This window comes from Micromonospora sp. MGP-C2 (assembly GCF_057766525.1).
In genome coordinates this window covers 1,937,429-1,950,270 of the sequence record NZ_JBYMEN010000002.1, presented here as the reverse complement: position 1 = coordinate 1,950,270, position 12,842 = coordinate 1,937,429, and the positions used below count along the sequence as shown (strand labels likewise).

16 protein-coding genes are annotated in these 12,842 nt (G+C 71.6%); 2 read left to right on the top strand and 14 right to left on the bottom strand.

The genetic code is table 11. The features are described from left to right. A complete protein-coding gene (locus AC3CF1_RS08605) occupies window positions 1-996 on the top strand; it encodes a hypothetical protein (RefSeq protein ID WP_488450033.1) in 996 nt (331 codons plus the stop codon). Between the two features lie 85 nt (window positions 997-1,081). Here AC3CF1_RS08605 and AC3CF1_RS08600 read toward each other — a convergent pair whose 3' ends face one another. The 5 genes from AC3CF1_RS08600 to AC3CF1_RS08580 form a co-directional block, all read right to left on the bottom strand. Then, complete coding sequence (locus tag AC3CF1_RS08600; protein ID WP_488450032.1) at window positions 1,082-1,543, bottom strand: DUF4262 domain-containing protein; 462 nt, start codon at window positions 1,541-1,543, stop codon at window positions 1,082-1,084. Window positions 1,544-1,559: 16 nt separating this feature from the next. Further along, window positions 1,560-1,928 (bottom strand): hypothetical protein, encoded by a 369-nt coding sequence (locus tag AC3CF1_RS08595; RefSeq protein ID WP_099855447.1) that lies wholly within the window; start codon window positions 1,926-1,928, stop codon window positions 1,560-1,562. A 106-nt stretch (window positions 1,929-2,034) separates the two neighbouring features. Next, window positions 2,035-2,163: a hypothetical protein gene (locus AC3CF1_RS08590; protein WP_358048585.1), complete on the bottom strand. Its 129-nt coding sequence runs from the start codon at window positions 2,161-2,163 to the stop codon at window positions 2,035-2,037. Window positions 2,164-2,340: 177 nt separating this feature from the next. Then, complete coding sequence (locus AC3CF1_RS08585; RefSeq protein ID WP_488450031.1) at window positions 2,341-3,978, bottom strand: VWA domain-containing protein; 1,638 nt, start codon at window positions 3,976-3,978, stop codon at window positions 2,341-2,343. Window positions 3,979-4,009: 31 nt separating this feature from the next. After that, window positions 4,010-5,185: an AAA family ATPase gene (locus AC3CF1_RS08580; RefSeq protein WP_488450030.1), complete on the bottom strand. Its 1,176-nt coding sequence runs from the start codon at window positions 5,183-5,185 to the stop codon at window positions 4,010-4,012. 137 nt (window positions 5,186-5,322) lie between these two features. On the opposite strand from AC3CF1_RS08580, the gene AC3CF1_RS08575 reads away from it, so the two are divergent. After that, on the top strand, window positions 5,323-5,448 hold the full coding sequence (locus AC3CF1_RS08575; protein WP_488450029.1) for a hypothetical protein: 126 nt from the start codon (window positions 5,323-5,325) through the stop codon (window positions 5,446-5,448). Window positions 5,449-5,530: 82 nt separating this feature from the next. Here AC3CF1_RS08575 and AC3CF1_RS08570 read toward each other — a convergent pair whose 3' ends face one another. The 9 genes from AC3CF1_RS08570 to AC3CF1_RS08530 all read right to left on the bottom strand — a co-directional run bounded on the left by AC3CF1_RS08570 (window position 5,531) and on the right by AC3CF1_RS08530 (window position 12,829). After that, window positions 5,531-6,007, bottom strand: coding sequence for a hypothetical protein (locus AC3CF1_RS08570; RefSeq protein ID WP_488450028.1), 477 nt, complete (start codon window positions 6,005-6,007; stop codon window positions 5,531-5,533). Window positions 6,008-6,116: 109 nt separating this feature from the next. Then, window positions 6,117-7,214 (bottom strand): DUF4314 domain-containing protein, encoded by a 1,098-nt coding sequence (locus AC3CF1_RS08565; protein ID WP_488450027.1) that lies wholly within the window; start codon window positions 7,212-7,214, stop codon window positions 6,117-6,119. Window positions 7,215-7,291: 77 nt separating this feature from the next. Continuing rightward, window positions 7,292-8,059: a hypothetical protein gene (locus tag AC3CF1_RS08560; protein WP_488450026.1), complete on the bottom strand. Its 768-nt coding sequence runs from the start codon at window positions 8,057-8,059 to the stop codon at window positions 7,292-7,294. A gap of 19 nt (window positions 8,060-8,078) precedes the next feature. Further along, window positions 8,079-9,170: a M23 family metallopeptidase gene (locus AC3CF1_RS08555; RefSeq protein ID WP_488450025.1), complete on the bottom strand. Its 1,092-nt coding sequence runs from the start codon at window positions 9,168-9,170 to the stop codon at window positions 8,079-8,081. 114 nt (window positions 9,171-9,284) lie between these two features. Further along, window positions 9,285-9,698 (bottom strand): hypothetical protein, encoded by a 414-nt coding sequence (locus AC3CF1_RS08550; RefSeq protein WP_488450024.1) that lies wholly within the window; start codon window positions 9,696-9,698, stop codon window positions 9,285-9,287. 135 nt (window positions 9,699-9,833) lie between these two features. Then, window positions 9,834-10,232, bottom strand: a complete 399-nt coding sequence (locus AC3CF1_RS08545; protein ID WP_488450023.1) for a hypothetical protein — start codon at window positions 10,230-10,232, stop codon at window positions 9,834-9,836. Between the two features lie 215 nt (window positions 10,233-10,447). Then, window positions 10,448-11,035 carry a hypothetical protein gene (locus tag AC3CF1_RS08540; protein WP_488450022.1) on the bottom strand — a complete coding sequence of 196 codons (588 nt, stop codon included), beginning with the start codon at window positions 11,033-11,035 and terminating at the stop codon, window positions 10,448-10,450. Window positions 11,036-11,139: 104 nt separating this feature from the next. Beyond that, window positions 11,140-11,817: a diguanylate cyclase domain-containing protein gene (locus AC3CF1_RS08535; protein ID WP_488450021.1), complete on the bottom strand. Its 678-nt coding sequence runs from the start codon at window positions 11,815-11,817 to the stop codon at window positions 11,140-11,142. Window positions 11,818-11,911: 94 nt separating this feature from the next. Beyond that, window positions 11,912-12,829 carry a MarR family transcriptional regulator gene (locus tag AC3CF1_RS08530; protein ID WP_488450020.1) on the bottom strand — a complete coding sequence of 306 codons (918 nt, stop codon included), beginning with the start codon at window positions 12,827-12,829 and terminating at the stop codon, window positions 11,912-11,914. Window positions 12,830-12,842: the final 13 nt, after the last annotated feature.

Here is a 12,842-nt window from a genome sequence, read left to right as displayed (position 1 = left end):
ATGATGAATGACGATGAGGTGTGGGACGCGGTGAGACAGACCCTTTCCGAGGTACAGATGGATCGCCCGGTCGAGGCGATCGAGCAGCGCGGCCGGGCCCGGCGACGCAAGCGCCATGTGCTCGGCCTGGCCGCTGGCGGTGGCGTCGCGGCCGTGGCCGCTCTCGCGCTTGCCCTGCCGATGGCCACGGGATCCGGCACGGCCCCGGCTCCGACCGGCCCGGACAATCACGCCGGGGCCGCCTCCCCGGCGCCGGCAGGCAACACCAAGCTCGTGTCCCTGGCAGCCAACCTCACCGCAGACAACGCCTCGCTGCCGGGCGACGCGTCGCTGATCATCGAGAAGGTCGATGTCCGTCGGGGCAACGTGCCATCTCGTACCCGGTACCACCTGTACACCGACAGCGGCGAGTACTACTACACAGAGGTCAGGAACGAACTCCCACGGGTGATCGCTCGTGGCGAGAACCTCGGCAACGGCTTCCACACCCGTGGGGTGGCGGCGGCGCGGTACGCGGCAACCGGTGACCTCGCCGAAGCCCGGGAGCGAATGATCAACTCGGTGTACGACGAGGGAAAGCCCCCTGCCGGCGCCGAGCAGGATCGAATGAGGATCCTTCGGCAGAAGGGGGTCGCAAACCCGTCTCCGCTTACCGATGAGGACCGGGAGAGCATCGCCGCCAGCCACCTCTGGGTTAACAGCGTTGACGTGCTCTCCGCAGGGGGAGGCGACCCGAAGGTACGGGCGGGCGTGCTTCGCCTGATCTCCACCATTCCCGGTGTCACCGTCGTGGATTCGACGACTGGCGGGCAGCCCACCCTGACCATCACCGCCGGGGTGTGGACGGACGACACCGAACAGGTGCTGACCATCAACGCCCAGAACGGGGTACCGATCAGTTCCGAGGTGAACTCCCCGGAGACGGGAGACTCCTTTGCGGGAACCTTCAAGGTCGCCCGCGTGACGGTGGCCGACATCAAGGCCGGCAGGTTCTGACCCTCGATCCCGCACCGTGCGCGCCGTCCGCACCTCTTGGACGGCGCGCACGGACCGCGCCTATCCCGGGCGCCGCTTGGTCGCGCTACATCTGGGCGATCAGTGGCTGTGCCTGCGGTTCGAGGCTGTACCCGCTGTCCCAGGGGAACCGGCCCTGCTGGTCGGGCCAGACGAGCTGCTGGAGGCGGATCTGGTGATGGCCGTAGCGGGCGATCGCCATCCCGGGCAGCAGGTCATGGGTGGGTGGCCCGTCGATGATGATCGCGTCGTAGCCGGCGATGAGGTCGCTGATGCGCTGGCCGTGGCTGAACCGTTCGGCCCTGTCGTAGGCCCGGCGGGCGAGGTCGTTGAGCAGGCAGTGGGCGACCTCGAGGGGTAGCCCGGCGGTGAGTAGTTCGGGGTGGTGGTGGGCGGTGAGTCCTACGGTGTAGGCGAACGGGGCGGTGGTGTCGGGGTCCTCGTCGGTGGGCAGGACGTGCGTGACGGCCCAGCCGATGGTGTCGATGATCTGTTGTTGGCGTCGGAGGACGTCGTCGATGTTCGGCATGGTGGGTGTTTCCTCGTCACTCGGGAGTACGGGTGGGGTCCGGGTCGGGTGGCTCGACTTCGACGAAGCCCCAGAGTCGTTCCATGACCTGGAGTTGCCAGGTGCGGTAGCGGTCGGCGAAGCCGCGGCAGACCGCGGGCGGGACCGGGCTGCCGGCGTACGGCAGGGTCGAGTGGCAGATGATGTAGCCGGCGTCACCGCGCGCCTCGGTCACCATCTGCTTGAGCCGGCCGGGGTCGAGGTGCATCGGGTTGCCGGGCTTGAAGATGCAGGTGGCGCACTCGCGGGCGAGTAGGCGGGTTTTTCGCAGGTCCGGGTCGCCGACGTTGAGCCCGGCGGGACGACCGGCGGCCGGTTCGTCAGCGGGCTGGGGCAAGCTGTCCATCGTCAACTCCTTGTCGTTACGTGGCGGGGCCCGCATCCATGGATGCGGGCCCCGCGAGTCCGGGTGAACGGGATGGCCTCACGCTGGGTGGGCTCCGGTGCGGTTGTCAGAGCTGCCTCAGCCAGGTCAGCACCGCGTCGATGTCGACGCGGCGTAGCCCGTGGCACGGGATGGCCGGGCGCAGCAGGGTAGGCGCGCCGCCGGCGGTGCGCTGGTCGGCGGTGAAGGGGTCCATGCCGCCGAACTCGTCAAGTCGCGGACCCGGCGGCGGGAAACCGGCGGAGGGCCGCGCGCTCTCGGGGCTGGGGTACGTCGTGAGACGCCGCGCGGCGCTGCCCGGTCGCAGCCGTCGTCGCGCCGCGCGCGGGGCGGGACTGGTTGGCCGCCCGGCCGGGTCGGGTCTGGCCGGGGTTCAGGCCTGGGCGAGCGCCGCGACGGCGGCATCGGCGATCACGGCGATGGCGTCGACCGGGTCGGTGACGGTCAAAGTGGTGGTGTGCGTGAAGGTGTTTCCCCAGATCTGGTCCGGGTCGGGTGGCTCGCCCGCAATGGGCGGGTCGGCGGGGTGTAGCCACAGCACGGCGCAGCCGGCGCGGTGCAGGTTGGTGACGAGGCGTTGTCCGGCGGGGATGTCGTCGAGGTAGCCGTCGGAGACGACGGCGAGCATCCGTAGGGTGCGGCCGTGACGCAGGTCGAGGAGGTGGTCGGCGACCTTGACCGCTTCGGGGAAGGTGGCGGTGGCGAAGTCGGTGCGCATGTGCAGCACCTGCTTCGGGAAGGTGCGTGGGGGTACCAGGACGGTGGTGCGGTCACCGAAGCCGATGGTGGTGGTCGTCGCGTCGGCGCGGCGTGCGGCGTGGGCGAAGATCCACGCCGCGGAGGACATTGCCTCGGTGTAGCGGCCCATCGAGCCGGACAGGTCGACCAGGATCGCCAGGTGCAGACGGGGTTTCTCGGGCGGTAGTTGCGCGCGTTGCTGCCACGGGGCGGCCGTCGGCAGTTGCCCGGCGGCGGTTTGTGCGTCGGCGGTGATGGCGTGGCGGGTGCGCAGCCGGCCGGGTGGGATCGCGGAGGGCCGCCGGCCGGGTTCGGGGTGGCTGGTGCGGGCCTGCCGCAGCCGGTTGGCGAGGTCGCGGGCGGCGCGGTGTTCCTGTTCGGTCGGGTCCCGACGGTCCCACTGCGAGGGTGGGCTGTGGCGGCGGGCCAGCATCGATGCGGCGTACTCGGCTGGGGTGACGCCGGCTGCGACGGCGAGGTAGTCGACGAGGGCCGCGGCGAGGCGGCCGGCGAACTGTCCGGCGTCCGGTACGGGGGTGTCGTACTGCTGGTCGGGGTCGATGCCGAGGACCTGGCACCACCGCCGGGCCAGGGCGATCATCGTGTCGGCGTCGGTGTCGTCGCAGATGTGGGCCTCGCGCCAGATGTCACGGAGCTGCCGCAGGCGTGTGCGTCCGAGGACGCCGGTGACCGCGGCCCGGACGGTGCGGACGTCTTTGCTGGTGACGATGCGGGCGTCGACGCGGGCCAGCAGCAGGGCGGCGAGTTGCCCGGCGTGCCACGGGTCGTCGACGGCCGCATCGTTGGGTGCGACGAGGGTTGTCACGACGTGGCGCAGCCAGCGGCGGTCGCCGCGGCGGCGACCACGGTGGCGTCCTTCGGCCCGAGATTCCTCCAGCATGTGGGCGACGTGGGCGAGGATCGGCGGGGTGCCGGGCGGGGTGGTCCAGTGGCTGTGCGCGGCGTGCGCGGCGCCGTGCACGAGCAGCCCGTAGCCGGTGGGCACGAGGCGCTTGTGCCGGGCCTTGGCCGGGTCGGTGATGTCGGGGCGCTCGGCGATGTAGGTGGCGTCGACCTCGATGCGGTTGAGGTCGGGGTAGAAGCACTCGGGCGCGCCTCCGGCGGCGCCGGGGGCGACGAGGACGGTGAGGTCGGTGCGGCCGGTCAGCAGCGGGACATGCTGGGTCCACGCCGTCGACCAGACCCGCCAGTCGGCACCGCCGGCCGGTGCCGGTGGTGTGCCGGTGCGCAGGTGGGTGTGCGAGTGTGACACGGAATGGCTCCTTCCAGAAGGGGTGGACGGGTCAGCGCTTGCCGAGGGCGAACGCGGTGATGGGCGTGCCGGTGTGCCGCGACAGCGCGGCGGTCACGTCGTCGCGGGCGTCGTCGGGGGCGATGCCGGCCAGGTTGGCCAGGGCGGCGGTCATGCCCAGGTGGTCGCGAACGGTGACGAAGCCGAGCAGTTCACGCAGCTGCGGCGCCCACACGGTCTTGCCCGCGGCGAGGTCGGCATTGAGGTCGATCGCCGCGTTGACGACCGGCTTGGGGACGCCAAGTTGGCGGGCGAGGTCCCAGTCGGTGGTGACGTGCAGGTGGACGGTGAACCGGGAGGCCAGGGCCTCGGTGAGCACCGCACCGTGCACGCCCGGGTTGTGCCCGGCGACGATGTAGAACCCGTCGACGGCCTGCACGGTCTCGTTGCCGTAGGCGGGGATGGTGATGACACCGCGGCCGTCCATGGCCGGGTACAGCACGGCTAGGACGCGGGGCGGGATGAGGGTGGCGTCGTCGACCAGCAGCACCCGCCCGTCGCGCATGGCGGTGACGAGGGGCCCGTGGACGAATTCGTAGCCGCCGCCGGGGATCGGGTTGTAGGAGCCGAGGAAGTCGTCGACGACGGTGTCGCCGGTGCCGGCGACGGTGAGCAGGTCGGGGAACGCGGCCTCGACCATGGCGGTCTTGCCGGTGCCGGGCGGCCCGTACAGCAGCACCGGTACCTGCTGGGCGCGGAGACGTCGCAGTTCCTCGACGTCCCAGCCCTTGCCGAGCCGACGCGGGTGGTACAGCGTCCCGTTCGGGCGCGGTACCGGCGCGGGCCGGGACTGACGGCCACCACCAGCACTGCCGCCGGAGCGGGTGCGGGGCGCGGCGGGTGGGAGGGCGCCGGCGGCGTCGACGCCGGGCTGGGTGATCTGGAAGCGGTGGTGCGGGTCGCGGTGGTGGGTGGCGTGCCCGGCGGCGGCCATCTTCTTCAATGCCTCGAACACCGCCCCGGACGACGGTGCGCCGATCGCCCGAGTGATCTCGCCGACCTTGAGAATCTGGTCGGGGTGGTCGGCCAGGTGCAGGGCGACCTTGCGGTAGAGGTAGCCGGACCGGCCGGAGGCGGCTTCGATGGCGGGCGTCTCGCCGGTGCCGGACGGGGCCGGGTCGTTCTGCGGCGAACCGGCCGGCGGGACCGGCGTATGTGGTGTGGTCATGTGGGTGCCTCGATTCCAAGGGTCGTGCCCGCGCCCGTCCCCGGGTGCGCGGGCGGTGGGTACCGCACAGCGGAGACGGGTGGGCCAACCCCTGCCGGCCTGGTCGGGCCGGGCAGGTGGGCGACCACACCCCGGTAGTGCTGAAGGGCTACGGCGACGCGCAGGTTCGCCGCTGGTGCGTGCTGGTCGGTGTCGACGTCGCGCGGGCGGTGCCCGCGCCGACGATGCAACGCCCCGCAGCTCAATCGATCAAGTCGAATTGATGATCGGTGCGGGATGGCGGGGGCGCCCGCTCACCGTGGGTGCACGTGAGAGTCGGGACCGATGCCGGTGGCCGGGTCGTGGTCAGTCGGCGCAGCCCCGTTCGCACCCTTGTGGGTCGCACTGTTGTCCGTCAGCCATCCGGGCCAGGGCCCGCTCGTCGTCGCTGTCCAGGCCGTCAAGGAACGGCCAGTCGAACCCGTCGGCGAACGCCTTCACCTTGGGCGCTCCGTACATCGGATATCTGGCGTCGTCCATCGCCGCCGCGATGTCATCGCGGACGAGGAGCCAGGCGAGTTCCCCGAGCTTGTCCACCGACCGGCTCGCCGAGTTGCCCCGGTGGTCGATGATCTTCCCGATGGCGAATCGCAGGTAGTTCCGGGCGTAGGACTCGTGGTCGACCCGCTGGGTCCACTCACCCGGGTGGCGGGGGGTGAGAACCTGGCGGGCGTGGTCGACATCGAGCGCCTCCACGAGCACCTCCTCGCGAAAGCCGAAGATGTCCCAGCGGTTGGCTCGGAGAGCCCAGACCCGGGTGACGATTTCCTCTTGGGTGCGCATGGTCACTGGCATTCCTTCCTCTTGGTCCTACCTGTCGTGGTGGTTGTGGCCGGGTGGCCGCCGCCGAAGCCGGCTCGGCTTCGGGTGGGGCTTGGTCGGGGTCGCCGGCCTATGCCTGATCGGGGTCGGGCAGGCCGCCGACGATCCGCTCGCAGGCGTACGGGTCGACGGCCTCCCAGCACCAGCTGCGGCCCATCACCACGTACCGGCCGTCGCCGTCGGGGGCGATGCGGTCGATGGCGTCCGGGTCGTCGGACAGGGCGCGCTGGTCGGCGACGATGACGTCGCCGTCGAAGGACAGGTCGACCAGCGCGGCGTCGACCCGACAGTCCAGTTCCTCCTCCGGCACGCCCTCGTCCCGGAGGCTGTCGCGGTACTGGTCGCGGTGCCGCTGCTGGTCGGCGACGATCGCCTCGGCCACCTGGCGGGTGCAGGAGAACACCGCCCACCCGTTCCAGTGCGCGATCAAGGTGCCGACGAACCCCACCTCAATGCGGTCATTGCCGTCCAGGTCGACGGTGCGCGCCCAGTCGCCTGCGAACACGCCGACGTCGCCGATACGGACCCGGTCGGGGTGCAGGTGGGACACGTCGCGGCTGGTGGGGCTGGCAGCGAGGTGACACAGGTCGGCGACGCGGTCGGTGGCGGCGGTGTCGAAGGCGTCGCGGTAGACGGTCATCGCCTCGTCGCGCTGCTGGATGCGCAGCCCGAACCAGCCGCTGACGTCGCCGGTGGCGTCGGCGAACAGCTCCCACCCGGCGGTGTCGACCGCCTCTGCGGCCGAGGTGAAGCGGGGCAGGGCGTCGAGGACGGCCGGATCGCCGTCGTCGATGCCGGCGAGGACCCGGCGTGCGGTCAGGCGGGTGTCGCCGCTGGCCCGGGCGCCGATGGCATCCTGGGCCCACCACTCGGCGGCGGTGCGACCGGCCTCGGTGCCGGCGGCGCGCATCCGCTGTAGCGCGGCGGCCCATCCGGCGGCCTCGCCGACCAGCCCACCGGTGGGCGGCGGGGTGGTGGTGACCAGTTGGATGCGGTCGCCGGCGTCGAGGCACATCGACAGGGCCGAGCCGCTGTCCCAGGTGACCTCGACGATGTTCTGCTGCTGGTCGTGACGGCGGACGGTGCCGGTGTCGCCGGGCCGCAACTGGGTGTGCGGGTCGCTGGTGTGGACCAGGGCGACGCGCTGGCCGGGCTCGTAGCTGGCCATGGTGATCTCCGATCGGTCATTGGGGCCGGTAGAAGGACCGCCGTCATCGGCGGCCGCGGACAACATGCGGTCGGTGTTCATCGGGTTCCGCCCGTTGCGTCGCCCGTTGCGTCGCCCGTCGCGTCGCCCGTCGTGGGGGCGTTCGGGGGCCAGGGCTTGCGGGTGACGTGGTCGCCGAACATTGGGTCGGTGGCCACCGAGGAGCCGCAGCGAGTGCAGCTGGTGGCGGTGTCGTAGCCGTAGCCGGCCATGGACGGCACCTCGACGTGGTCGATCTCGTCGACTGCGCCGCAGACGGTGCACACCGTCATCTCCGGGCCGTCGTCGTCGGCGATTTCGGTGATGAACAGTTCCTCGACGGGGTCGAGCTGGTGGGCGCTGTGCCGCAGCCAGCGGCCGTGGACCGTCGCCTCGTAGGCCACCAGCCGCCGCTGGTCAAGGTGCAGCAGGTACAGCCATTCGAGGGCCCCGCCGACGTCCTCGCGCAGCGCGCCCCGCCGGATGGTGTCGTTGTCGGCGGGGTAGCCCAGGCCTGGTACAGGCGGCTGCCGGTGCCATCGCCGAGGCTTGGGGTTGACAGCGAGGGACCACCAGTCGCTGGCTAGCAGCGCGGCGGCCATGGCGTCGGTTTTACGGCCGAACGTGTCGGTCCAGATCCGGCGCAGCAGCGGCACCAGAACCTCCGGATCGTCGCCGAACTGGATCAAGCGGGCGGTATAGCTGCCGCGAGACGCGGCAACGCCAATCAGCGTGGGTGTGCTCACGTGCCTTTCCTCCTCAGGAATGTGCGGATGGGGGTTGCGGCGGTCGCCCCGGGCGGGACGGCAGCCGAGCGTGGGCGCCATGGATCCGCCGGCATCGCCTCTAGGGCCTTGTGCGGAGCGAGGCGTTCTGAGCCGCCATGAAGGGCACTGGATCGATCGCGCCGTTCGGGCTGGCATCGCCGTTGCGGTGCACCTCGTAGTGCAGGTGCGGGCCGGAGCTGTGGCCGGTGGAGCCGACGATGCCGATGGGCTGGCCGACGGCGATCGGCTGCCCGACCGTCACCATCGGGGGTTGGTCCATGTGGCAGTAGCGGGTGAGCAGGCCGCCGGGGTGGTCGATGTCGACGTACCAGCCGCACCCGCGCGTGCGAGCGGGGTCGCCGTCGCGGTCGCAGCCCCAATCGGCGCCGGTGTCGGCGTGGACGGCGTTGCAGCGGACGGTGCGGACGGTCCCGGCGGACGCGGCGCGGATGATGGCGCCGCGCGAGGCGCTGAGGTCGACGCCGTCGTGACCGGGCCGGTCCGAGCTACGAAAGCCCGACCCGACAGGGGCGAGGACCGGCTGCGTCCACGGGCCGGCAGCCCCGCACCCGGCCAGGCCGTCGGTGGGAAGGCCCGTGGTGTCGGCGATCGCGGTGACCAGCTGGGTGGCCGGTCCCTCCCATGTCGCGTAGGCGTCGGGGAAGGCGCTGACCTGTACGGCCTGGGCGGCCTCGGTGAGCGGCATCGCCTGCCAGCCGCGGATCGCGGCCAACTCGTCGAAGAACTTCTCCGACGCGTAAACGGGGTCCTGAAGCCGGGCGGGGGTGCCCCACCCTTGGCTGGGGCGCTGCTGGAACAGCCCGACCGAGTCCCGGTCGCCGCCGGCAAGGTTCCGCAGGCTGCTCTCCTGCATGGCGGTGGCGACCGCGATCACCCAACCGCGCGCTGGTAGGCCGAGGCGAGCGCCGGTGGTGACGATCGCAGCGGCGTTGCCGACCTGGTCGCTGTCCCAGTCACCGATCGCCGGCCACAGGAGCGGCGGCCCGGATGGCGACGCCGTGCTGTCTGACGTGGACCCGGCAGTGGTGACCATGGGGTCACATCCGGCGGTGGCCGAGCCGCCGGCGAGGAATCCGCCGAGCCCACCGGCGCAGAGGATGAACACGGCGACGAGCGCCACCGCGACTGACACCAGAGATCGGAGCTTCACGTCGGCCCCCAGCGGACGAGGGGATAGGTGAGGTAGGGAGCGCGGTAGGGCGTCAAGTGGCGCTGGACGAGGTGAGAGGCGTGGCCGGGCATGACTGGTCCTCCTGGGTGCCGGCTAGCCGAGGCTGTGGACATCGACCGGTTCGCCGTCGCCGGTGTGCACGGTGACGGTGTCGTCGGCCGGGTTGATCACGTAGATCCACGAGGCGTCGAGGTCGACGGCGCGGCTGAGCGGGAAGACGGTGGCGGGCTCCGCCTCGGTGTCGTCCAACGTCACACCGACACCGCCGACGGGGTGCTGGTGGGGGAACGACCGGGTGGCTGGGGTGACGTCGGATCCGAGGTAGAACCAGTCGTGAGCGAGGACCGCGTCGATAAGGGCTTGCGTGTCGCGGCGGGCGGTGGTGGCCCAGATGCCGCGCAGTTGCGCGATGAGTGCCAAGGAGTAGCCGTCGAAGTGGACGTAGCGGGCGTGGACGGTGCTCGGCTGGGCGGGATCGATGGCGCTGACGTAGCAGGTGATTCCCACGGGTCGTGTCTCCTCGTCGTGGTGGTGTGTTCGGGTACGGCGACGACCGCGCGGCCGTGGTCGGCCACGCGGTCGAAGGTCGTGAGGTCTCTTGGTCCGGGCCGGAGGGCGTTGGTCGTTGCGTCTGGGCTGCGGCTACGCGGCGGAGGCGGCGGTCAGGGTCGCGCCGGGGACGCGGCGGGGCAGCCGTTGCGTGACCCGCGGCAGTAGTTGCGTGGCAGCGGCGGCGAGACCGTTGGCGAACCAGCCGACGAATCCGAGGGAGTCGCGGGCCGGCCGTTGTGGTGTGGGTTCGCGGGTGGGTGCCGGCTGTGGCGGTTGTGTGGCGCGCGCGGCGCGCATCGCCCGTTGTGCGTGCCTGGCGGCCGAACACGGGCCGCTCTGGTCGGCGCACTGCAGGTTGGCGCACCGGTTGCCGGGTCCGGGTTGGTGGGCGGTGAGGACGTCCACGGCCAGCCGCCACAGCAGGGGGTCGGTGACGTCGCGGGGGACAAGGGCGCGGTGGGACGGGCGGGTTCGGCTGCGGTCAGACATGGCGGGTGACCTTCCGTCGGATTTGTGGGTAGGGGTCACCGTCCGGTCGGGGCGGTTGTGTTGTGCCTGATGGCAGCCCCGGACGATGACCTGTTTGATCGACGCCTTTCTCTCGATGAAGGTCAAGTCGTCTGCCTGGGTGGTGCCGTAGGGCACGGGTGTGTGGCGCGCGGTTGAGGTTGGGACCCGCGCTGCCGGCGTGGCGTCGGCGGCCGTCAGGAGGCCGTCGGTGTGATGCGGCCGGGCCTGCTGGCGGTCTGGACGAGACGCGTCAGTGCGGAGCGAGTGGCCGGTGCGTCGTCGTGGTTGACGTGGTCGTCGACGCGGACCACGGGGTGCGGTTCGCCCCGCAGCCTCGTGATCCGGTAGCCGCGGCGGTCGGCGTCGACCGCGTCAACGCGGCGGATCTCGTGTAGGGCGTCGGACTCGACGAGGACGTCCTCGTAGCAGATGGCCCAGGCCAGCAGGCGGAGTCCGGGGGTGGGATCGGCGAGGAGGTTCGTGATCAGGCCGATGTCGACGCAGGCCGCGAGGGTGGGCCGGGCGACCGGCTGGTTGATGTCGAGCGCGGTGGCGAGGTCCGGTAGGAGGTCGGCGAGTCCGGCGCGGTAGCGGCCCATGCGGGTGTCGTTGAGCGGTAGGTGCACGGCGCGCATCTGGCGTCTCGTGCCGTGTGGTGCGGTTGGGGCAGGCCGGTCCTGGACGAGCAACAGGAGCGGCGGGCGGCCCCAGCCGACAAGGTCGGCGCTGGCCTCGATGCGCAGCAGGCACCCGGTCAGGGTGTGGACGGCGTGGAAGGACATCACGGGGGTCGGGCTCCTTGGCATACGCGTAGCCCCGCAGGCCAAATGGCCTGCGGGGCTTCTGGTGCGTGCGGGGACGTGGTGCGGTTTGGTGCCGGGGCGTGTTACCGCAGGTCGCGGTAGCGGATGACGATTCCCGGCGGCGTGGCGTGGTCCGGGTCGTGGGCGCGGATGCCGCAGCGCTTGCGTTTGGCCAGGTACATGGCCTGGTCGGCCGCGTGCAGGAGGTCGCGGGGCAGCATGTCCGGCTCGGCGAGCGCGTAACCGACGCTGGCGGTGACGATCACCTGCCGGCCGGCGATCTCGTACGGGAGCGTCGAGATGCGCCCGTGGGCGGCCTCGGCGGCAGTCTCGATCTCGCCGTCGTCGCCGTGCACGACAAGGGCGAACTCGTCGCCGGCCAGGTGCGCGGCCAGGGCCACCGACTGCCCGAGAGCCCTCAGGCGGCGACCGACCTCGCGCAGCAGGTCGTTGCCGTGCTCATGGCCGTAGGTGTCATTGACCAGCTTGAACCGATCCAGGTCGATCAGGACGAGCCCGAGCGGTTCACCGAGCGAGAACGTGGCCTCGAGGTGGGTCCACAGGGCCCGCCGGTTCGGCAGGTCGGTCGTGTCGTTGTGCGTGGCCAGCCGATGCCAGTGGGACCGGTCACGGTCGCGAGCGGCCAACGCCTGACGCTGATGGTCGATGATGTGCCGCTGCCGGGCGAGCAGTGCCGCGGCGACGGCGAGACCGGCGAGGACTCCGCCGGCCGCGGTGAGGTACGAGCTCAGGTGACACACTTGACGTCGCTCCTTGTGGGTTAAGGAGCACCGGGGTGGGCGTGGTTCCGCCAAGTTCGACGCCCGCCCCGGGCTACCAGCGGTAAGGGGTTGGTTAGGTGGTTGTCGGGGCGAGTTGGAAGGTCGCCGGCTTCTCGGCGACCTGAACGGCGACTCCATCGGTGACGAGCTTGTGCGCGGCGTTGACGACGGCGCCCGCGCTGGCCTTGGCCGAGTCGGTGCCCTCGTTCGCCTGGTCGATGGCCCTGCACAGCTGGCTGGTCTTGAACGGCTGCCCGGGATGGGCTTCGAGCACGTCGAGGATGGCCCCGCGCAGGCTGCCCTTGGACCGGCGCGGCATCCCGGCACCTGACGCGCTCGGAGCCTCGGATGGGCTGCTGGACGCAACGGTGTCGTCGCTGCCCGCCGGGTCCAGACTGGGCCCGGGGTCTGCCTGACCGGACGCGTCGGCTGCGGCCGGATTCTCGGCGTCAGCCGGGGAAGCCTCGCCGGCCTCCGCGTGCGTTGTGGTCGGTGCGTCGGGGACGTTGTCCGGCTTGGCGGGTGGATCCTGTTGGGCTGGCTGGCCCGCGTCGCTGTCCGGCGTTGGTCCGCGTTCGTCGTCCGGCTGGGGGCTGGTCGACTCGTCGTCCGGTCCCGCCGGCATGGCGGCGCTCGCCGCCTCTGCCGGGCCGAGGGCCTCGCCCGGCCCGTAAGCCTCGTCAGCGTTGTCGTCTGTCAATGCGGGGGGCGGGTCGTGCCTGGCGTCGGTCGTGGTCGCTGGCGGGTCGTCGCTGTCGGTGCTGGTCGCCGCGTTCGCCAGGTGCCGCCAGAGCGTGCGGCCGTCGTCGGCGCGCAACGGTTCAGCCTGGCCTGCCTCCGCCAGCGTGCGAAGTCGTTTGGTGGCCGTCGAGTAGCCGACGCCGGCGCGCTGCGCGATCGCGGCGGCCGTGTCCTGGCCAAGTGCTGCCAGAGCGGCGGCGACCTTGTCGAGCGCGCTTTGCACTCCAGTCTGGTCGGTCGTGTTGTCCATGAGTCCTCCCTGT

Excerpts from the sequence above, each read along its gene's own strand:
- AC3CF1_RS08530 (WP_488450020.1), bottom strand. The coding sequence starts at position 12,829 with ATGGACAACACGACCGACCAGACTGGAGTGCAAAGCGCGCTCGACAAG.
- AC3CF1_RS08560 (WP_488450026.1), bottom strand. The coding sequence starts at position 8,059 with ATGGCGCCCACGCTCGGCTGCCGTCCCGCCCGGGGCGACCGCCGCAAC.
- AC3CF1_RS08605 (WP_488450033.1), top strand. The coding sequence starts at position 1 with ATGATGAATGACGATGAGGTGTGGGACGCGGTGAGACAGACCCTTTCC.
- AC3CF1_RS08545 (WP_488450023.1), bottom strand. The coding sequence starts at position 10,232 with ATGTCTGACCGCAGCCGAACCCGCCCGTCCCACCGCGCCCTTGTCCCC.
- AC3CF1_RS08595 (WP_099855447.1), bottom strand. The coding sequence starts at position 1,928 with ATGGACAGCTTGCCCCAGCCCGCTGACGAACCGGCCGCCGGTCGTCCC.
- AC3CF1_RS08570 (WP_488450028.1), bottom strand. The coding sequence starts at position 6,007 with ATGCGCACCCAAGAGGAAATCGTCACCCGGGTCTGGGCTCTCCGAGCC.
- AC3CF1_RS08580 (WP_488450030.1), bottom strand. The coding sequence starts at position 5,185 with ATGACCACACCACATACGCCGGTCCCGCCGGCCGGTTCGCCGCAGAAC.
- AC3CF1_RS08590 (WP_358048585.1), bottom strand. The coding sequence starts at position 2,163 with ATGGACCCCTTCACCGCCGACCAGCGCACCGCCGGCGGCGCGCCTACC.
- AC3CF1_RS08565 (WP_488450027.1), bottom strand. The coding sequence starts at position 7,214 with ATGGCCAGCTACGAGCCCGGCCAGCGCGTCGCCCTGGTCCACACCAGC.
- AC3CF1_RS08540 (WP_488450022.1), bottom strand. The coding sequence starts at position 11,035 with ATGTCCTTCCACGCCGTCCACACCCTGACCGGGTGCCTGCTGCGCATC.
- AC3CF1_RS08600 (WP_488450032.1), bottom strand. The coding sequence starts at position 1,543 with ATGCCGAACATCGACGACGTCCTCCGACGCCAACAACAGATCATCGAC.